Raw genomic sequence first — 21,249 nt, forward strand, 5'->3', positions numbered from 1 at the left:
ACCCAGTAGGTGACGACGGGCGTCGCAGTCAGGCCACGTCGCCCAGTTCGTCGTCCAGGAGGTCGAACAGGTCGTCGGCGGTGATCTCGTCCAGGTCGTCCTTCTCCTCTTCGACGGGGGTCACCGTCTTGTCACGCCACCTGGTCAGCAGGCGTTGCAGGGACGCGGCCACGTCGGCGTCGGGGCCCAGCTCCTCCAGCGCCGACTCCAGCTTGGCGATCGTGTCGACCACCGTGCGGAGGCGCTGCCTGTCCTGACTGCCGACCAGCTCCGACAGCAGGAACGCCACCAGCGCCTTCGGGGTCGGGTAGTCGAACGTGAGCGTGGCGGGCAGGCGCAGGCCCGTCGCCGCGTTCAGGCGGTTGCGGAGCTCCACCGCGGTGAGCGAGTCGAAGCCCAGCTGCTTGAACTGCTGGTCCGCCGCGATCGTCTCCGGGGTGCCGTGTGCCAGCACCGTGGCGACGCTGGTACGCACCAGGTCCAGCAGCAGTGTGCGCTGCTCCTCCTCCGACCGGCCCGACAGCTGCTGCGCGATCGGGATGACCGCCGCCTTCTGCTGGCGGCGCTTCGGCGTGAACGACCGCAGCGGCGGCGCCACGTTCGTCGCCGTGCGCAGTGCCGCCTGGTCCAGCTTGATCGGCACCAGGTGCGGCTCACCCGCGCGGCACGCCGCGTCGAACAGTGCCAGGCCCTCCTCGACGGAGTGCGCTCGCACGCCGCCCCGGTTGATGCGGGCCAGGTCCGCGTCCGACAGGTGGCTCGTCATCGCGCTGTCCTGTGCCCACAGGCCCCACGACAGCGACACCGCGGGCAGGCCCGCCGCGTGCCGGTGCGCCGCCAGCGCGTCCAGGTAGGCGTTCGCGGCCGCGTAGTTCGCCTGGCCGGCCGTACCCAGAATGCTCGTGGCCGACGAGAACAGCACGAACAGCTCGACGTCACCCGCCAGCTCGTGCAGGTGCCAGGCCGCGTCGACCTTCGGGCGCAGCACCTTCTCGACCTGCTCGGGGGTGAGCGAGTCGAGCGTGCCGTCGTCGACCACACCCGCCGCGTGGATGACGCCCGTCAGGTTCGGGATGTCCTTCAGCAGAGCCGAGAGCGCGTCCCGGTCGGCCGCGTCGCACGCCACGATCTCCACACCCAGCTCGGCCGCCAGTTCCGCCGCGCCCGGGGCGGCCGGGCCGCGGCGGGACGTCAGCACGAGGTGCCTGGCGCCGTGTTCGTCGATCAGGTGACGGGCCAGTGCCGCGCTGAGCGCGCCGGTGCCGCCGGTGATCAGGACCGTGCCCTCCGGGTCGAACAGCCTGGTGTCCGGTGTGGACACCGTGGCCTTCGCCAGCCGCGGCACCAGCACCGCGCCGCCCCGGACCGCCACCTGCGGTTCGCCCGTCGCGAGGGCCGCGTCGACGTCGTCCACGTCGGTGTCGATCAGCGTGAACCGGTCCGGCTGCTCGGTCTGCGCCGAGCGGACCAGGCCCCACACCGCAGCACCCGCGAGGTTCTCGCCGGTCGTCGCGCCGCGGGTGACCACGGCCAGCCGGTCGTCCGCGTGCCGCAGCGCGGACAGCGTCCGCGTCACCGCCTCGCGGACGTCGTCGGTCTCGACGTGCAGCACGTCCGTGTCCGCGGCGCCGGTGCCGGGGTTCGCGGGGACCCAGTCCAGCCGGTACAGCGAGTCCGGTCCGGACCGCAGTGCGGCCGCGTCGACCGGGCGGGCGACCAGCGTGTCCACCGTCGCCACCGGGGCGCCGGTGCGGTCGGCCAGGGCCAGCGTGTACGCGTCGGCGCCGGTCTTCGCGATCCGCACCCGCAGCGTCGCCGGGGCCGGGCCGGTGATGCGCACGCCGCTCCAGCTGAACGGCAGCATCACCTGCCGCATGGGCACGAGCATCGCGTGCAGTGCCGAGTCCAGCAGCGCCGGGTGGATGCCGTACTTGTCGGCGCCCACCCCTTCCGGCAGCGTGACCTCGGCGAACAGCTCGTCCCCGCGCTGCCACACCGCCGTGAGGCCCTGGAACGCGGGCCCGTACTCGATGCCGAGGTCCGCGAACGCGTCGTAGTCCACGGTCAGCGGGGTCGCGTCGGCGGGCGGCCACGCACCGGTCCACACCTCGGGCGCCGTGTCGTCCGTCCCGAGGGTGCCGCTCGCGTTCTGCGTCCACGGTTCGTCCGCGCCCTCGTGCCGGGAGTGGATCCGGATGGTCCGTAGCCCGGTCTCGTCCGGCTCGCCGACCTCGACCTGGACCTGCACCGCGTCGCTCAGCACGAGCGGCGCGTGCAGCGTCAGCTCGTCGATCACGTCCAAGCCCGCGTGCTCCGCGGCGCGACGGGCCAGCTCGACCAGCGCGGCACCCGGGACCAGCGTGGCGCCGTGCACGACGTGGTCGGCGAGCCACGGCTGGTCGCGCGGCGACAGCCTGCCGGTGAACACGACCCGGTCGGAGTCCGCCAGCCCGAGCGCGGCGCCGAGCAGCGGGTGGTCGGTCGCGCCGAGGCCCAGCCCGGCCGCGCTGCCCGCCGACTCCCGCGTGATCAGCCAGTACCGCTGGTGCTGGAACGCGTACGTCGGCAGGTCCACCCGGCCCGCGCCCGCGAACAGGGCGGACAGGTCGACGCGCACACCGCGCGTGTGCAGCCTGCCGAGCGCCTCGACGACCGTGCGGACCTCGTCGCGGTCACGGCGCGCGGTGGGCACGAAGTCCTCGCCGCCCAGCGCGGTCAGCACCGCTTCGGGCCCGGCCTCGACGAACGTCGTGACCCCCCGCGAGGCCAGCGTCGCGACGTTCTCGGCGAACCGGACCGTGCCGCGGACGTGCCGCACCCAGTACTCGGGGTCGGTCGGGTCCGCGCCGACGATCGGGATGACCGGCTCGTGGTACGTGACGCTGGTTGCGACCGCCCGGAACTCGTCGAGCATCGGGTCCATCAACGGCGAGTGGAACGCGTGCGACACGGTGAGCCGCTTGGTCTTGCGGTCCGCGAACCGCGCGGCGATCGCGAGCGCGGCCACCTCCTCGCCGGAGATCACCACCGAGTCGGGTGCGTTGATCGCGGCGATGCCGACCTCGTCCGTGAGGTGCGGGGTGACCTCGTCCTCGGTCGCCTGGATCGCGATCATGGCACCACCGGTCGGCAACGCCTGCATCAGGCGGCCGCGTGCCTCGACGACCGTGCACGCGTCCTCCAGCGACCAGACACCCGCGACATGCGCGGCGGCCAGCTCACCGATCGAGTGCCCGCCCAGGTAGTCGGGCCGCACGCCCCACGACTCGAGCAGCCGGTACAGCGCGACCTCGAACGCGAACAGCGCGGGCTGCGTGTTGCCGGTCTCGTCGAGGCCCCTGCCGGAGATGATCACCTCGCGGACGTCGGCCTCGAAGTGCGCGCAGACCTCGTCGAACGCGTCCGCGAACACCGGGAACGCCTCGTACAGTTGCTGGCCCATGCCGATCCGCTGCGCGCCCTGACCGGTGAACAGCACCGCGAGCCTGCCGGTGCGCACCACGTCCGGGGCGATCTCGTCCAGCCCGCGCAGCAGTTCGTCGCGGTCCGTGCCGTACACGACGGCCCGGTGGTCGAACCCGACGCGGCTCTCCACCAGCGACCGGCCGACGTCGGCGATCCGCAGCGACGGCCGTGCCGCCACAAAGGACTTCAGGCGGGCGGCCTGGTCGAGCAGCGCCTGCTCGGACCGTGCCGACAGCACCCACGGCACCACCGGCGGGCCGTCCGCCGGCTCGGCGACCGGTTCCGCGGGCGCCTCCTCGATGATGACGTGCGAGTTGGTGCCGCTCACGCCGAACGACGACACCCCGGCGCGGCGCGGACGGCCGCCCCGCTCCCACGGCACCGGCTCGGTAAGCAGCTCCACCGAACCCGCCGACCAGTCGATCTTGCTGCTCGGCTCGGCGACGTGCAGCGTCCTCGGCAGCAGGCCGTTGCGCATCGCGAGGACCATCTTGATGACGCCGCCGACACCGGCCGCGGCTTGCGTGTGGCCGACGTTGGACTTCAGCGAACCGAGCCACAGCGGCCGGTCGCGGTCCTGGCCGTACGTCGCGAGCAGGGCCTGCGCCTCGATCGGGTCACCGAGAGCCGTGCCGGTCCCGTGCGCCTCCACGGCGTCCACATCGGACGGAGTGAGGCCGGAACCCGCCAGCGCGGCGCGGATGACCCGCTGCTGCGACGGCCCGTTCGGCGCGGTGAGCCCGTTGGAGGCACCGTCCTGGTTGACCGCGGAGCCGCGCAGCAGGGCCAGCACCTGGTGGCCGTTGCGGCGTGCGTCCGACAGCCGCTCGACGACCAGCACACCGACGCCCTCGGCCCACGCGGTGCCGTCGGCGGCGTCGGAGAACGCCTTGCAGCGGCCGTCCTTCGCGAGGCCGCGCTGCCGCGAGAACTCCACGTACAGGCCGGGGGTCGCCATGACGGTCACACCGCCGGCCAGTGCGAGCGTGCACTCGCCGGACCGCAGCGCCTGCGCCGCGAGGTGCAGCGCGACCAGCGACGACGAGCACGCGGTGTCGATCGTGACCGCGGGGCCCTCGAAGCCGAGCGTGTAGGCGACGCGGCCGGAGGCCACGCTGCCCGCCGTGCCCGTGCCCCAGAAGCCCTCGACGCCGTCGGGCACGGCGGCCGAGCGGGCCGCGTAGTCGTGCGTCATGAGGCCGGTGAACACGCCGGTCGACGAGCCACGCAGTGCGTTCGGGTCCAGCCCCGCGCTTTCCAGTGCCTCCCAGGAGGTCTCCAGGAACACGCGCTGCTGCGGGTCCATCGCGAGGGCCTCGCGCGGGCTGATGCCGAAGAACTCGGCGTCGAACTCGGCGGCGTCGAGCAGGAACCCGCCCTGGCTGACGTAGCTCGTGCCGGGGGTGTCGGGGTCCGGGTCGAACAGGTTCGCGAGGTCCCAGCCGCGGTCGGCCGGGAACCCGGTCACGCCGTCCGCGCCCGCGGTGAGCATCGCCCACAGCTCGTCCGGAGTGGACACACCACCCGGGTAGCGGCAGGCCATGCCGACGATGGCGATCGGCTCGTCGCTCGCCCGCACCGGGGCCGTCGTGACCGCCTGCTGCTCCTGGCCGTCACCCAGCTCGGCGAGCAGGAAGTCGACGAGCGCGTCCGGCGTGGGGTAGTCGAACGTGAGCGTCGCGGGCAGTCGCAGCCCGGTGACCGTGTTGAGCCGGTTGCGCAGCTCGACCGCGGTGAGCGAGTCGAAACCCAGCTGCTTGAACGCGTTCGTGGCGCCCACGGCGTCCGGGTCCGGCAGCGCCAGCACCGACGACACCTGCGTGCGCACGACGTCCAGCAGGAACACCCTGCGGTCCTCGTCGCTGCGCCCGGACAGCTGCTGTGCCAGCGCGGCCTGACCCGTGCTCTTGCGCTTGCGCGGGATCTTCACCATGCCGTGCAGCGGCGGCGGCGCGGACGTGGCGGTACGCAGTGCCGCGTGGTCCAGCGTGACCGGCACCAGGTGCGGGTGTCCGGACCGGCAGGCCACGTCGAACAGGGCGAGGCCGTCCTCGACGGAGTGCGGGAGCACCCCGCCGCGGTTGAGCCGGGCGCGGTCGGCCTCGGTCAGGTTCGCGGTCATCGCGCTGTCCTGCGCCCACAGGCCCCACGACAGCGCGGTCGCGGGCTTGCCCTGTGCGTGCCGGAGCGCGGCGAGCCCGTCCAGGAACGCGTTGGCGGCGGCGTAGTTCGCCTGGCCCGCGGTGCCGAGAACACTCGCCACCGACGAGAACAGCACGAACAGTTCGACGTCGCCTGCCAGCTCGTGCAGGTTGAGCGCGGCGTCGACCTTCGGCCGCAGCACCGCGTCTACCCGCTCGGGGGTGAGTGCCTCCAGGATGCCGTCGTCGAGGACACCGGCGGCGTGGATGACACCCGTCAGGTCCGGGATCTTCGACAGCAGCGCGGCGAGCGCGTCGCGGTCGGCCGCGTCGCAGGCGGCGATCTCCACGCGGGCACCCAGCGCGGTCAGCTCGTCCCGCAGCTCGGCCGCGCCGGGGGCGTCGGTGCCGCGGCGGGACGTGAGGACCAGGTGCTGCGCGCCATGGGTGGTGATCAGGTGCTTCGCCAGCGCGCCACCGAGCGCGCCGGTGCCGCCGGTGAAGAGGACCGTGCCCGCCGGGTCGAACAGCGGCGTGTCCGAGGGGGACGTCTCCGCCTTGGTGAGCCTCGGGACGGTCAGGTTGCCGTCGCGGACCGCGACCTGCGCCTCACCGGCCGCGATGGCCGCGTCGACCAGGTCGCCGTCCGACTCGACCAGCACGAACCTGTCCGGGTGCTCGGTCTGCGCGGACCGCACCAGGCCCCACACCGCCGAGCCCGCGAGGTCGCCCGGCCGCGTGACCACGGCCAGCCGTCCCGTGCTCTCCAGTGATTCCCGCAGTGCGGTGAGCGTGTCGAGCACGGCCTCCCGCACCGGGGCGCCCGCCTCGACCACGTGGACCGGCACGTCGTCGCGGTCCACGGGGGTGGGCACGGCGACCCAGTCGGTCGTGTACAGCGCGGCCACCGGGGTCGCGGCGCCGCCGATCTGGTCGGTCGACACCGGCCGCAGCGCCACCGACTCCGCGTCCAGCACCGGGTTGCCCTCGGCGTCGGTCGCACGCACGCGGACCGCGCTGGTGCCCGCCGGGGTCAGGTGCACCCGAAGCACGGTCGAGCCCGACCGGTGCAGCCGCACACCCCGCCAGGCGAACGGCAGCCACGCCTGCGCGTTCCGCTCACCCGTGTCCAGGTGCAGCACCACGGGGTGCAGTGCCGCGTCGAGCAGTGCCGGGTGCACACCGAACCGGGCGGCGCCGGACTGCTCCTCCTCGCGCAACGTCACCTGCGCGTACAGCTCGTCACCGACACGCCACACGTCCTGCACGCCCTGGAACGCCGGGCCGTACGTGAAGCCGCGGGACAGCAGCCAGTCGTAGAAGTCGCCCACCGCGGCCGGTTCCGCGCCGGCGGGCGGCCACTCGGTGTCCACAGTGGCCGGTGCGGACGGCTGCTCGTCGGTGAGGACACCGGCGGCGTGCAGGGTCCACTCACCATCAGCGTCGACCTGGCGGGAGTACACCTCCACCGTGCGGCGGCCGTGCTCGTCCGGCCGCCCGGTCCACACCTGCAGGTCGACCGGCTTCTCGTGGGTGAGGACGAGCGGCGCCCGCAGCGTCAGCTCCTCGATCGTGGCGTGGCCGGTGGCCTCCGCGGCCCGGCCCACCAGCTCGACGAACGCGGTGCCGGGCAACAGGATCGTGTCGAGCACGGCGTGGTCGGCGAGCCACGGCTGCGCCTGCAGCGACAGCCGCCACGTCAGCACGAGCCGGTCCGAGTCCGCGACACCCATCATCGCGCCGAGCAGCGGGTGCCCGGTCGCGGTGAGACCCGCGGCGCCGAGGTCGCCGATATCGGCGGGCCGCAGCCAGTACGAGCGGCGCTGGAACGCGTACGTCGGCAGTTCGACCACGCGCGTGCCGGGGAAGAACGCCTGGCTGTCCACAGTGGTCGCGCTGGCGAGGCGGCCGAACGCGTCGGCGACGGTCCGCAGCTCGTCGCGGCCCGCGCGCAGCACCGGGATTGTGGTCGCGTCGTCGACCATCGCGGACAGCACCGCGTCCGGCCCGGCCTCCACGAACGTGCGCACACCCGACGCCGTCAGCGCGGCGACGTTGTCGGCGAACCGGACCGTGCCGCGGACGTGGTTCACCCAGTACTCGGGGTTGGTCGGGTCCGCGCCGACGATCGGGATGACCGGCTCGCGGTACGTCACGCTCTCCACGACCGCCCGGAACTCGCCCAGCATGGGGTCCATCAGCGGCGAGTGGAACGCGTGCGACACCGTGAGCTGCTTGGTCTTGCGGCCCTGCGCGGTGAACGCGGCGGCGATCGCCTGCGCGGCCGCCTCGTCACCGGAGATCACGACCGAGTCGGCCCGGTTGATCGCCGCGATCCCGACCGTGTCGGTCAGGTGCGGCAGGACCTCCGCCTCGGTGGCCTGGATGGCGATCATCGCGCCACCGGTCGGCAGCGCCTGCATCAACCGGCCGCGCGCGGCGACGACCCTGCAGGCGTCGGCCAGCGACCAGACGCCGGCGACGTGCGCGGCCGCCAGTTCGCCGATGGAGTGCCCGACGAGGTAGTCGGGGCGCACGCCCCACGACTCCAGCAGCCGGTACAGCGCGACCTCGATCGCGAACAGCGCTGGCTGCGTGTTGCCCGTGTGGTCGAGCCCGTCGCCGGAGGTGATCACCTCGCGCAGCGACGGCTCGACTGTGTTTGATGTTCGTTCCGCAAGCTCCACGAAGTGCGCCATCACCTCGTCGAACGCGGTCGCGAACTCTCCGAACGCCTGGTAGAGCTGCTGTCCCATGCCGGCGCGCTGCGCGCCCTGGCCGGTGAACAGCACCGCCAGCTTGCCAGCCTGGCCCGTGAACGGCACCCCGGCGGTCAGGCCCACCAACAGCTCGTCGCGGTCCGCGCCGGTCACCACCATGCGGTGGTCGAACCGGGCACGGGAGTCGAGCAGCGACCGGCCGACCTCCGCAGCGGTCAGCGCGGGCCGTGCCTCCACGAAGGTCTTCAGCCGCAGCGCCTGGTCCCGCAGTGCCTGCTCGGTCCGCGCCGACAGCACCCACGGCACCACGGCCGGGCCCATGGCCAGTTCCGGCTCCGGCGCGGGCGGCGCCTCCTCGATGATCACGTGCGCGTTGGTGCCGCTCATGCCGAACGACGACACACCGGCCCTGCGCACCCCGTTCCCCGTGCGCCACGACGCGGGCTCGGTCAGCAGCGTCATCGCGCCCGCCGACCAGTTGACCTTCGTCGTCGGCTCGCCCACGTGCAGCGTTCTCGGCAGCAGCTCGTTGCGCAGCGCCATCACCATCTTGATGACACCGCCGACACCGGCCGCCGCCTGCGCGTGCCCGATGTTCGACTTCAGCGAACCCAGCCACAGCGGCCGGTCGCGGTCCTGGCCGTACGTCGCGAGCAGCGCCTGCGCCTCGATCGGGTCACCGAGCATCGTGCCGGTGCCGTGCGCCTCCACCGCGTCCACATCGGACGGAGCGAGGCCCGCGTTGGCGAGTGCCTGCCGGATCACGCGCTGCTGCGACGGGCCGTTCGGCGCGGTCAGGCCGTTCGACGCGCCGTCCTGGTTGATCGCGGTACCACGCAGCACGGCGACCACCGGGTGCCCGTTGCGTCGCGCGTCGGACAGCCGCTCCACGACCAGCATGCCCGCGCCCTCGGACCAGCCGGTGCCGTCGGCGTCGTCGGAGAACGCCTTGCACCGGCCGTCCGGCGACAGGCCGTTCTGGCGGGAGAACTCGGTGAAGGTCTCCGGCCCGGACATGACCGTGACACCGCCCGCGATGGCGAGCGAGCACTCGCCCGACCGCAGCGCCTGCACGGCCAGGTGCAGCGCGACCAGCGACGACGAGCACGCCGTGTCGACCGTCATCGCCGGGCCTTCGAGCCCGAGCACGTAGGCGATGCGGCCGGACGCGACGCTGCTCGCGATGCCGGTGATGAGGAAGCCCTCGACACCGTCCTCCTCGGTGTGCCCGCCGCGGCCGTAGTGCTGCACGGGGACACCCGCGAACACGCCGGTATCGGAGCCGCGCAACGCGGTCGGGTCGATCCCCGCCCGCTCCAGCGCCTCCCACGAGGTCTCCAGGAGCAGCCGCTGCTGCGGGTCCATGGCGAGCGCCTCGCGTGGGCTGATGCCGAAGAACTCGGCGTCGAAGTCGCCCGCGTCGTGCAGGAAACCACCGGCCTGCGCGCTGATCGTGCCGGGGCCGTCGCCGTCGAACAACGCGGCCAGGTCCCAGCCGCGGTTCGTCGGGAACGGCGACACCGCGTCGACCCCGTCGACCACGAGCTGCCACAGCTCGTCGGGGGACGTGACACCGCCCGGGAAGCGGCAGCCCATGCCGACGATCGCGATCGGCTCGTCGTAGCGGGCGGTGACGGCGGTCGCGGCGGCCTTCTCCGCCACGGCGCCGACACCCAGCTCGGTCAGCAGGTGCTCGACCAGCGTGTCCGGCGTCGGGTAGTCGAAGATCAGGGTGGCGGGCAGGTCGAGACCGGTGGCCGCGCACAGCCTGCCGCGCAGCTGCACGGCGGCCAGCGAGTCGAAACCGAGCTGCCGGAACGGGGTCTCGGCGTCCAGGCTGGCCGGTGCCTGGCTGTCGAGGACCGCGATCGTCTCGGTGTGCACGAGGTCCAGCACGGCCTGGCCGCGGTCCGCGGTGGACAGTGCCCGCAGGCGTTCCGTCAGCGCGGCCAGGGTGGCCTCGGCACCGGGCGCGTTCAGCATGGCGGTCGAGCCGGTGGCCAGCTCGTTGCGGCGCGCGGCGACCACGGTCGGTGCGCCGGCCGCGAGCGCCAGGTCGAACATGGCGGTGCGGCGCTCGTCGGGCAGCGTGAGGAACCCGCTGGGCGACCACGTGATGGACACCGCGGGCAGGCCCAGCACCGCGCGGTGGCGGGCCAGGGCGTCGGCGAACGCGGTCGCCGGGGTGTCGTAGCCGGTCGTGACCAGCACGAACGCGGCCAGCTCGCGGGCGAGGGTCTGCTCGTGCGCCGACTGCGCCGTCGCGTCCCGCGGGTCGACGCACACGACGGCCGTGACGTCCTCGCGGTCGGCCAGGACCGCGGCCAGCTCGGCGGCGTCCTCCGCGGTGACCACGGTCGTGCCGTGTGCCTCGGTGAGGTGGCGCGTCAGGGTCTCGTCGGGCTTGCCGACCAGCACCGCGGTGCCACCGAGCGCGGGGCCCGCCGCGGTCGCGGCGACGGGCACGAAACGGGGCCGCAGCAGGGTTTCCGACCGGATCGCCACCTCGTCGTGGCCGGACGCGACGGCGGCGCGCAACGCGGACGGGGTGCCCGCGTCGGCGTCGGCGAGCGCGATGCGGCACGGGTAGCGCTTCTGGATCTCCCGTGTGTGCGCCCACGCGGCCGCCAGGTTCGGCTCGGGGGAGTAGCCACCCGCGTGCACCGCGCCCCTGGTCAGCAGGACGAGCCGGGTCACCGCGACCCGCTCGTCGGCGAGGAACGCACGCGGCTCGCCGGGCGGCATGCCGTCGGCGTCCAGTTCGACGCACGCGACGTCCGGGGCGGCGCGCCCGGCGGCGACGGCTTCGACCAGCGCGGTCAGGTCCGGGTAGGTGTCGGCGAACGGCTCGGTGCCGGTGGCGAGGTCGCCAGCACCGACCAGCACCCAGTCACCGGGCTCGGTGGCGACCGCGCCGGTGACCGGCTCCCAGTCCAATGTGAACAGCTCGTCGGCGATGGTGGTCGCGAGCAGCCGGGCCGGGGTGGCGAGCAGCCGGTGCCGCACGATCGAACCGGTGGCCGTGCGCGGGATCTCCGGCACCGCGAACACCTCGACCGGCACCGCGGCGAGCGGCAGCCGGTCACGGCAGGCGGCCAGCAGCACCGCCGCGTCGGCGTCCCCGACCACGTAGGCGACCGCGACCTTGCCCACCTCGTCGTCCGGCCGTCCTGCGACGGCCGCGTCGGTCACGCCGTCGACGTCCCGCAGCACGGCCTCGACGCGTTCCGGGCGGATGCGCTCGTCGCCGGTCACGATGACGTCGGCGAGCCTGCCGGTGACCGTGAGGTAGCCGGACTCGTCGCGGCGGGCCAGGTCACCGGTGCGGTACCAGCCGGTGCGCAGCACGGACGCGGTCGCGTCGGGCAGGTTGTGGTAGCCACCGGCCATCACGTTCGGGCCGCTGACCCACAGCTCGCCCTCCTGCCCGGTGCCCACGTCGGTGCCGGTCAGCGGGTCGACGATGCGCACGCTCAGGCCGGGCACCGGCAGGCAGCGCGCTTCGCCGCCCGTGGCGCCGCGCGGCCAGCTCAGCGCGACCGGCCCGCAGGTCTCGGTGGTGGCGTAGACGTCCAGCAGCGGCGCGTCGAACGCGGCCGCGAACGCTTCGCGCAGCCCGGTGTCGCTCGCCGCGCCCACGGCGAGCCCGGCACGCAGGTGCTGCACGTCGGCGTCGAGGAGCGCACGCAGCACGGCGGGGGTGCCCGCGACCAGCGTGCTGTCCGCGAGCGCGGCGCGGTCCGTGACGTCCGCGAACCGCGCCGAGGCGCCGACCGCGATCGTGGCCAGCACGGCGAGGTGGTGCGCGAGGCCGTCGTGCACCGGCAGCGGCCACAGCAACCGGTCCTCTTCGGACAGGCCAAGGACCGGTGCGTACGCGGCGGCGGCCGACCACAACGCGTTGCGCTGCGTGGACAGCACACCCTTGCGCGGCCCGGTCGTGCCGGCCGTGTAGACCAGGAACGCGAGGTCGTCGAGCGCGAGGTCGTCACGCGGGGGCTCGTCGGCGTCGGTGGTCGCGAGCGCCTCGAACTCGTCACCGTCGACGATCACGTTGAGCGGCGCGGGGTCCAGCGCGCGCACGCGCGCGACGCGGTCCGCGTCGGTGATCACCGTCTCGGCGCCGCTGTCGGCGATCAGCCGCGCCAGCTCGGCGTCGTCCAGGGCCGGGTCGAGGGGCACCGCGATCGCGCCCGCCCTGCTGATCGCCACGATGCTCTCGACCGCGGTGACCCCGTCGGTGAACACGGCGACCCGGTCCGACGGCCACACCCCGAGGTCCGCCAGATGACCGGCGACGCGGGCGGTGCGTACCGCCAGTTCGGCGTGCGTGACCGCGCGCCGGGAGTCGGCGAACGCGACCCGTTCGCCGTACCGGCTCGCGTTCTCGCTGAGCAACTCGGGCAACGGCCGGAGCAGTTCGGTACGCGGCATGTCGTAAGCCTCGCTAGAAGTCGTTGGTACCAGCGTTCATGCTGTCCCCGCGCGCTCACTGCCCGGTAACCGCCAGCTGGATCGCCGAGTCGTGTTCGAGGATCCGCCGCTGCAGCTCCTGCAGCTCACGTCCCGGTTCGAGGCCGACGCTGTCGATGAGCGCCTCCCGGGTGCGCCGGTAGATCCGCAGCGCGTCCGCCTGCCTGCCCGACCGGTAGAGCGCCAGCATGAACTGCTGGCACAGCCGTTCCCGCAGCGGTTCGGTCGCGGTCAGCACCTCGAGCTCCGGCGTGATCTCCCGGTGGCGCCCGCACACCAGCTCGGCGTCCAGCCGGTCCTCCAGAGTGGACAGGCGCTCGTCCTCGACCGCCGCCACCTCCGACCACCGGTAGCCGGCCTCGACCAGGTCGGCGAGCGCGGGACCGCGCCACAGCGCCAGCCCGGCCCGCAGCAACTCGGCGCCGTGCTCTGGTTCGCCGTCCGCGATCGCCCGCCTGCCGTCGTGGGCGAGCGCGCGGAAGCGGTACAGGTCGACGTCGGAGGTGTCGACGGACAGCTGGTAGCCCGGCGGGTGCGTGCGCAGGTCGCCCGGCCGCCCGGCGAGGACGCGCCGGAGCCCGGAGACCGCGTTCTGGATCATCTTGCGCGCGGTCGGTGGCGGGGTGCGGTCCCACATCGCCCCCAGCAGCCCGCTGGTCGGCACGACCTTGTTCGCGTGCAGCAGGAGGTAGCCGAGAATCGCGCGTTGTTTGACCCCGCCGAGTTCGAGCGGCTCGGTGTCGCCGGTGACTTCGATACTTCCGAGAACAGAAAACCTCATGGGTTTCACTCCGAGTCTGGAAATGCCCCAGTCACCACGGAATGGTTACATCCGAGTGAGCGCCGGGGAACATTCCCATGTCACGCGTCCGGATGTGAACAAGCGAAACCGGCACGGTGATCGCCTCACGGGTGCCCGCGCCGGCCGCAAGGGTAGACCTCCAGCCTAGCCGAGCAGGCGCGGCCAGTCGATATGAGCGATTCACGGCTTGGCCGGGTGAGAAACCATGGGCCAACGATGAGCATGGAACTTGCCCACGACCACCCTGATGGCGCAGATTTGAGACCAGCGGTTGCTCCCCACTATCGCAAAACGAACCCCAAGGAGACTCCAATGTCCACCACCACGAGCGAGCTTCTCCGTTCCTTCTTCTTCAACGGCGGCGAGGCCCCGGCCGGCGGCACCATCACCATCGACGTCCTGGACAGCATGACCAACGTCGGTCTCGCCGCGGTCGCACCGACCACGATCAGCTGGTCGGACGGCCGCGCCACGGGCGACAACGCGGTCGCGTCCTGAGTGCACAGTGGCGGGCTCATCACCGGATCGGGGCTGGTGATGAGCCCGTCGTCATGTTCGTGAACAGCGACAACGAGCTCCCGAGGTGAGCGAGATGACCGACACCGACCTGTGGGTCCGGCGGTTCCACCCGGCGGACGACGCCGCGACGCGGTTGCTCTGCCTGTCACACGCGGGCGGCTCCGCGAGCTACTTCTTCGGGGTGTCCAGGGCACTCGCGCCTGAGATCGACGTGCTGGCCGTGCAGTACCCCGGCCGCCAGGACCGGCTGCGGGAGCCGTGCCTGCGCTCGATCCACGACCTCGCCGACGGCCTCCTGCCCGCCGTCCTCCCACTCGCCGACCGACCGCTGACGATCTTCGGTCACAGTCTCGGTGCGACACTCGGCTACGAGCTGGCACGCCGTTTGGAGCAGTCGGGTGTCATACCGACCGCCCTGTTCGCGTCCGGCCGTCCGGCCCCACATCGCACCCGCCTGGAACGCACCCACCTGCGCGACGACGCGGGCCTGCTGGCGGCCATGAAGGCCCTCGGCGGCACCGAGGCGGCCCTGCTCGACGACGAGGACGTCCGTGCCATGGTCATGCCCGCCATTCGCGGCGACTACGTGGCCGCGGAAACGTACACGCATCGTCCCGGCCCGAAACTGAGCTGTCCGCTCTACGCGCTCACCGGAGACAATGATCCGAAAGTGACGGTCGCGGAAGCGGACGCGTGGCGCGAACACACCTCCGCGGAATTCGAGCTGACGGTGTTTCCCGGTGGTCATTTCTATCTGAACGACGTCGTGCCGGACATTCTCGGCAAGCTCCGCACCCACGCCCGGTCAGTGTCGGCCGAAGCGGCGAGCTGACCGCGCCACGTGGCCGAGTCAGGGCAGTTGTGCGACCGACTGGCTTTGGTGAGCGAGCCTGCGCAGCGCGGTGACGAGGGCGTCACCGAGTACGGTGCCGACCACCGCGCCCTCCAGCATGGCGTCGACGTCCGCGATGCCGCCGACGTACTCGAGGTCGGCGGCGGCGATCCGCTCGCACGCCTCGGCGTACACGTCCAGCTTGTGGGTCCACACGCCGTGTTCGAGTTGCCGCGCGCTGACCAGCACCGCGACCACCGTCTGCCACGCGCGGCTGTCGGGCCGTGCCTGCCAGCCGCGCCGCTCGACCATCTCCGCCACGTTACGGTCGGCCTCCGCCCACGCGTCGTCGTGCGGCAGGTCCGGCTGTCCGCTGATGCTCTCCTGCGCGGTGTAGAGCATCCGGCGGACCGTCTCGTCGGGGGCGTCGGCCGCCGCCAGCACGTCACGGACCGCGGCGATCGTGAGGCCGCCGATGTCGATCAGCGCGCGGATGAGGCGCAGCCTGCGCAGGTGCGCGTCGCCGTAGTTGGCCTGGTTCTTGCTGACCAGCTCACCCGGCGGTAGCAGCCCTTCGCGCAGGTAGTACTTGATCGTCGGCACGGACACGCCGCTGCGGCTGCTCAACTCCTTCACGCGCATGGCTGTCCTTCCCTTGACCTACGGCACCGAGCCTATCACCATGGATAGCAGATAGTGTCGCTATCCGCGCGGCTGGAGGAACCTGATGCGTGGCGTTACCGGGCTGGTCCGGGATGTGTACGGCTGGCACAGACCGTTGATGGTGTTCGCGGCCTTCGCCGCGGTCGTGACGGTGGTCGCCGCGGTCGGGCTCGCGGTCGACGACCGTGTGCTGGTCGGCGCACCCATCTGGGCGAAGCCGTGCAAGTTCGCCTTCTCGTTCGGGCTCTACGCGGCCATGTGGGCGTGGATGCACGCGATGCAGAAGCGGTACCGGCGGTTGGGCTGGCACCTCGGCACGATCGCCGCCGTCGTGTGCGCGCTCGAGGTGGGGGTTGTCCTCCTGCAGACCATCCGCGGCCACCGCAGCCACTTCAACGTCTCCACCCCGTTCGACACCGCCATGTGGACGATCATGGGGACGAGCATCGTGGTGCTCTGGGTGGTGAACCTGGCCGGCACGGGGCTGCTGATGCTCGAACGGCACGTCGACCGGCCCGCGATGCTGGCGCTGCGGCTCGGTTCGGTGATCACGATCGCGGGCATGACCATCGCGTTCCTGATGACGTGGGGCACCGACGAGCAGCGGGCCAACCCGCCCATGGAGATCATCGGCGCGCACAGCGTCGGCGTGCCGGACGGTGGGCCCGGCATGGCGGTCACCGGCTGGAGCACCACGGGCGGTGACCTGCGGGTGCCGCACTTCGTCGGCATCCACGGACTGCAGCTGGTGCCGCTGTTCGCCGTCGTGCTCGGGCTGCTGGTGACGACGTTGCCCCGGCTGCGCGACGAGCTGGTCCGCATCCGTCTCGTGTGGACGTTCGCGGGGGCCTACACCGGCGTGTTCGCCATCACCGCGTGGCAGGCGCTGCGGGAACAGCCGTTCACGAGCCCGGACTTACTGACCGTTGGTGCGGCCGGTGTACTGGTGGCCGGGACCATGGTCGCAGCGGCGTGGGCCCTGCGCGCACGGAAGGCGACGCCCGCGCAAGCTCCCGTCCCCGAGGAGGCACTGGTCTGATGTCGACAGCCTTTACCCTGGTTTTCGTTGCCGCGGCGCCGTTCTGGTTGCTGATGATCTTCGCGCCCACGTGGGAGTGGACCAGGCGGATCGTGTCCTCGCCGTGGTCCGCGACACCGCCCCTGGTGTTCTGGTTCGTCTTCGCGATCCCGATGTTCGGCGAGCTGCTGCCCGCGGTCGCCAAGCCGACGCTCGCCGGGTGGCAGGACCTGCTGGCCGAGCCCGCGGCACTGACGTTCGCGTGGGCGCAGATCATCGCGTGGGACCTGTTCGTCGGGCGCTGGATGTACCTGGACAGCCGGGAACGCGGCATCCACCCGCTGGTGATGGGCCCGCTGCTCGTGGTGGCGATCATGCTGTCGCCGATCGCCGTCCCGGCCTACCTGATCCTGCGCAACGTCCTGGGCAGGAAGCCGGAGAACACCCCCACCCAACCAGACCGCACCGCCATCCCCGTCTGACAAACCCCGCGAGTCGCGCTCTCGCGCATACCGAGTTGTACGTTTCGTGCACCCACGCTCTGCACGAAACGTACAACTCGTTGTGTCTGAGCGCGCGACTCGCGGGGTTCCTTTGTGGAGGTTCCTCCGGCGTTACCGGGCGAGTACCCGAAAACGGACATGATTCTCCTGACCGCGGTTCCGTTGTTACCCGAGGAGAAACCGATGTCCGGGAAATGCCCGCTGCACGGTCACGAGCAGCCGTTGGACGACGCGTACTTCGCGAACCCCTACGCCACGTACGCGCGGCTCAACGAAGCCGGTCCCGTGCACCGGTTCTGCCTGCCGGACGGCATACCGGTCTGGGCCGTCACCTCCTACGACGAGGTGCGCGAGTGGCTGCGGGACCAACGGCTCGCCCGGCACCGCGACTTCGCGAACGAGGACTACACCAACGACGTGCCACCCGAGGGGGTGCCGGTCGCGCCCCTGGTGATGGAGGACCCGCCGGAGCACGGCCACACCAGAAGACTGGTCAACTACGCGTTCATGCCCAAGCGGGTCGCGCAGCTGCGGGAGAAGATCGACGGACTGGTGGCCGACCTGCTCGACGACATGGCCGAGGCAGGCGCGGACGGCCAGGTCGTCGACCTGGCCGGGATGTTCTGCGCACCGCTGCCGATCGTCATGGTCAGTGAGATGCTCGGGGTGCCGAAGGAGTCCTGGGACGACGTGCGGCGCTGGACCGACGACATCTTCGGCCGTGTCGACGAGGTCAACTACGAGGCCAAGGTCGGGTTCGCGAACCTGTTGCGCGGTCTCATCGCCGAGCGCACCGAGGAACCCCGCGACGACCTGATCTCGGTCTGGGCACAGGCCACCGACATGAACGGCGAGGTCATCCCGGCCGAGATGGTGATGCTGCTGATCCTCAGCATCTACACCGGCGGGTTCGACAGCACGCTGGGCGCGCTCGCCGCCTGCGCCGTCGACCTGATGAACCACCCCGAGCACACCGCCGAGTTCGTGGCCAAGCCGGGGCTGGTGCCCGCGGCGGTCGAGGAGCTGTTGCGGCGCAACGGGTCCGTGCACCGCGGCTTCCGCCGGTTCGCCAGGGAAGAGGTCGAGATCGCCGGGCAGAAGATCGGTCTCGGCGACACCGTCATGCTCTACGTCGCCGCGGCGGACCGGGACCCCAAGCACTTCCCCGACCCCGACGTCATGGACTTCACCCGGCCGCCCCACCAGCACATCGCGTTCGGCCGAGGGCCGCACGTGTGCCCCGGCGCCGAACTCGCCCGGCTGGAGATCCGGATCGGGCTGCACGCGCTGTTCTCGCGGTTCCCGAACATCCGGCTCGCCGTGCCGGAGGAGGAGCTGGAGTGGCGCACGTCGACGTTCATCCGGGTGCCGAAGGCCCTGCCCGTGATCCTGTCCTGACCGTCTCCACCGGACGATTACCTGGCGGTGGTCGTGGGGTGTGCGTGAGGCGACTGACCGCATACCCCTGCTCGGCATACTGGCCCCACGACCTCGCCAGACGGGTGGGAAACCATGTCCACAGAACGTGTTCTGCCCTCCTACTGGGCAGTGGTGCTGACCGCGTCCGGCGCGAACTTCCTCGCGATGCTGGACTCCACGGTCACCATGCTCGCCATGCCCGCGCTCGCACGCGAGTTCCCGACCGCGTCGCTGCCGGACCTCTCGTGGGTCATGAGCGCCTACGCGGTGATCTTCGCGGCGCTGCTGGCGCCGAGCGGTCGCATCGCGGACACCCTGGGGCGCAAGCGGATCTTCGCCGGCGGGATCGTGCTGTTCACACTCGCCTCGCTGCTGTGCGCCTTCGCGCCGTCGCTGCCGCTGCTGGTCGCGGCGAGAGCCCTGCAGGGTGCGGGCGCCGCGGTGATGGTTCCCGCGTCGTTGTCCGTGCTGCTGAGAGACACCACCCCCGAACGCAAGGTCATGTCGATCTCCTTGCTGAGCGCCGCCGGTGGTGTCGCCGCCGCCGTCGGGCCCGGGCTCGGCGGGCTGCTCGTCGAGGCCTTCAGCTGGCACGCCGTGTTCCTGATCAACGTCCCCGTCGGCATCGCGCTGGTCGTCGCCGCGCTCCGGGTGCTGCGGCCCGCACCGGCCACCGGCGGGCTGCCCGATCTGGTCGGCACCGTGCTGCTCGCGGCCGGCGTCGGCGGGCTCACCCTCGGCGTCACCAACGGCACCACCTGGGAGTGGACGTCGGCGCGCACGCTCGCCTGCCTCGTCGGCGGCGTGCTGTGCCTGGTGCTCGCGATGGTGCGGTCGGTGCGGCACTCCTCGCCCGCGTTCGAGTTCTCCCTGTTCCGCGGCAACCGGTCGTTCACCGCCGCCAACGTGGTCGCCCTGCTGTACGGCACGGTGATGTACGCGTGGCTGCTCGGCGCCGTGCTGTTCCTCACCGACATCTGGCGCTACAGCGAGTTGGAGGCCGGGCTCGCGCAGACCGTCGGCGCGGTGGTCGCCGCCATCGGCGCGGTCGTGATGGGCAAGGTCATGGGCCGGTACGGCGGACCGCGGTTCGCGGCCGTGCTCGGCATGGCCGCGCACGCCGTCGTGCCCGCCCTCCTGCTGTTCTTCCTCTCCGAGCAGAGCGCGTTCCTGACCATCTGGTTGCCTGCCAGCGTGTTCGTCGGCTTCGGCATCGGCGCCACGATGATGTCCACGATGTCCGCCGCGGCCGAGTCCGCGCCCGCCACCAAGTTCGCGAGCGTCAGCGCGCTCAACAACACCGCGCGGCAGATCGGCGGTGCGCTGGGTGCCGCCGCCGTCGCCACCATCCTGCAGTCCGGCACGGACGCCCATGGGGCCCGGACCGTGTCGTCCTACCTGAACGTGTTCACGTTCTGCCTGGTCCTGACAGTGATCGCCATCGTCGTCGCCGTCATCGGACTGAACCAAACCGGAGGGAAGAGAAATGGCGGACAAGTGCCCCATGCACGGCCACGACATGCCGTTCGATGAGGAGTACTGGCACGCGCCGTTCGACAAGTACGCGCGGTTCCACGAGCAGGGGCCCGTGCACCGGGTCTGCACGCCGGACGGCATCCCCGTGTGGCTGGTCACCGGCTACACCGAGGTCTACGACGCGCTGCGCGACCAGCGCCTCGCCCGGCACCGCAGGTACGCGAGCGACGACTACACCAACAACCTCCCGCCGGAGGGACTGCCCGAGTCGCGCCTCGTCATGGAGGACCCGCCGGAGCACACGAAGTCCCGCCGCCTGGTGAACTTCGGCTTCGTGCCGCGCCGGATGCGGCTGCTGAAGCCGAAGATCCACGAGCTGGTGGCCGGGCTGCTCGACGACATCGAGGCCAAGGGTTCCGGCGGCGGCGTCGTCGATCTGATGGACACCTTCTGCGCACCGCTGCCCATCACCGTGATCTGCGACCTCGTCGGCATGCCCGAGGAGGAGCGGGTGCACGTCCGCGAATGGGGCGAGCTGGTGTTCTCCGGCAAGCTCGTCAACCCGCAGGGCATCGGCGCCGCGATGGCACGCGCGCTGGTCGAGCGGCGCACGAACCCGAAGGACGACCTGCTGACCACGTGGGCGCAGGTCACCGACGACGACGGCGACCTGCTGCCGCCCGAGGACCTGTCGCACATGGCGCTGATCATGTTCGCGGCAGGCTACGACAGCACGATGGGCATGCTGTCCTGCAGCACGCTCGCGCTGATGGAGCGCCCGGACTACGCCGACCGCCTCGCGAACGCCGACGAGGACGAGCTGCACAAGCTCATGGAAGAGATGTTCCGGATGTACAGCCCGACGCAGCGCGGGTTCCGGCGCTTCGCGCGCGAGGACCTGGAGATCGCCGGGGTCAAGATCGCCGCGGGCGACACGGTGTACCTCTCGATCGGTGCCGCCGACCGCGACCCCGGGAAGTTCCCCAACGCCAACGAGCTCGACTTCGACCGGACCGAGAACAAACACCTCGTGTTCGGCCGCGGCCCGCACGCCTGCCCGGGCGCCGAGCTGGCCCGCATCGAGAACGGGATCGCGTTGCAGGAGCTGTTCAAGCGGTTCCCCGACATGAAGCTCGCCGTGCCGGTGGACGACATCAAGTGGCGCGAGTCGACGCTCATCCGGCTGCCGCTGACGCTGCCGGTCACCATCTCGTAGGG

The 21,249-nt window shown here is 71.9% G+C and carries 10 protein-coding genes; 7 read left to right on the forward strand and 3 right to left on the reverse strand.

The annotated features are described in order from the left end of the window. Positions 1-28 precede the first annotated feature (28 nt). Together ACIBVP_RS20200 and ACIBVP_RS20205 are read right to left on the reverse strand one after the other, a co-directional pair. Complete coding sequence (locus tag ACIBVP_RS20200; protein WP_396107698.1) at positions 29-12,760, reverse strand: SDR family NAD(P)-dependent oxidoreductase; 12,732 nt, start codon at positions 12,758-12,760, stop codon at positions 29-31. A 55-nt stretch (positions 12,761-12,815) separates the two neighbouring features. Beyond that, positions 12,816-13,580: a BTAD domain-containing putative transcriptional regulator gene (locus tag ACIBVP_RS20205; RefSeq protein WP_396107699.1), complete on the reverse strand. Its 765-nt coding sequence runs from the start codon at positions 13,578-13,580 to the stop codon at positions 12,816-12,818. Positions 13,581-13,913: 333 nt separating this feature from the next. On the opposite strand from ACIBVP_RS20205, the gene ACIBVP_RS20210 reads away from it, so the two are divergent. Together ACIBVP_RS20210 and ACIBVP_RS20215 are read left to right on the forward strand one after the other, a co-directional pair. After that, positions 13,914-14,099 carry a hypothetical protein gene (locus ACIBVP_RS20210; RefSeq protein WP_396107700.1) on the forward strand — a complete coding sequence of 62 codons (186 nt, stop codon included), beginning with the start codon at positions 13,914-13,916 and terminating at the stop codon, positions 14,097-14,099. A 94-nt stretch (positions 14,100-14,193) separates the two neighbouring features. Further along, complete coding sequence (locus tag ACIBVP_RS20215) at positions 14,194-14,952, forward strand: thioesterase II family protein (protein ID WP_396107701.1); 759 nt, start codon at positions 14,194-14,196, stop codon at positions 14,950-14,952. A gap of 18 nt (positions 14,953-14,970) precedes the next feature. Here the strand turns inward: ACIBVP_RS20215 and ACIBVP_RS20220 are convergent, their stop codons facing one another. Continuing rightward, positions 14,971-15,594: a MerR family transcriptional regulator gene (locus ACIBVP_RS20220; RefSeq protein ID WP_396107702.1), complete on the reverse strand. Its 624-nt coding sequence runs from the start codon at positions 15,592-15,594 to the stop codon at positions 14,971-14,973. A gap of 85 nt (positions 15,595-15,679) precedes the next feature. Between ACIBVP_RS20220 and ACIBVP_RS20225 the strand changes: the two genes are divergently transcribed. The 5 genes from ACIBVP_RS20225 to ACIBVP_RS20245 all read left to right on the forward strand — a co-directional run bounded on the left by ACIBVP_RS20225 (position 15,680) and on the right by ACIBVP_RS20245 (position 21,247). After that, on the forward strand, positions 15,680-16,654 hold the full coding sequence (locus tag ACIBVP_RS20225) for a hypothetical protein (RefSeq protein WP_396107703.1): 975 nt from the start codon (positions 15,680-15,682) through the stop codon (positions 16,652-16,654). Then, entirely contained in the window at positions 16,654-17,115 is a 462-nt protein-coding gene (locus tag ACIBVP_RS20230; protein WP_396107705.1) for an ABA4-like family protein, read from the forward strand. The genes ACIBVP_RS20225 and ACIBVP_RS20230 overlap by 1 nt, the downstream gene beginning before the upstream one ends. A gap of 204 nt (positions 17,116-17,319) precedes the next feature. Further along, a complete protein-coding gene (locus tag ACIBVP_RS20235; RefSeq protein WP_396107706.1) occupies positions 17,320-18,534 on the forward strand; it encodes a cytochrome P450 in 1,215 nt (404 codons plus the stop codon). Positions 18,535-18,648: 114 nt separating this feature from the next. Next, entirely contained in the window at positions 18,649-20,088 is a 1,440-nt protein-coding gene (locus tag ACIBVP_RS20240; protein WP_396107707.1) for a DHA2 family efflux MFS transporter permease subunit, read from the forward strand. Next, positions 20,042-21,247 carry a cytochrome P450 gene (locus tag ACIBVP_RS20245; RefSeq protein WP_396107708.1) on the forward strand — a complete coding sequence of 402 codons (1,206 nt, stop codon included), beginning with the start codon at positions 20,042-20,044 and terminating at the stop codon, positions 21,245-21,247. Before ACIBVP_RS20240 ends, ACIBVP_RS20245 begins: the two co-directional genes overlap by 47 nt. Positions 21,248-21,249: the final 2 nt, after the last annotated feature.

Origin of the sequence: Actinophytocola sp. NPDC049390, assembly GCF_044466355.1 — a bacterium.
Taxonomy (GTDB): domain Bacteria; phylum Actinomycetota; class Actinomycetes; order Mycobacteriales; family Pseudonocardiaceae; genus Actinophytocola.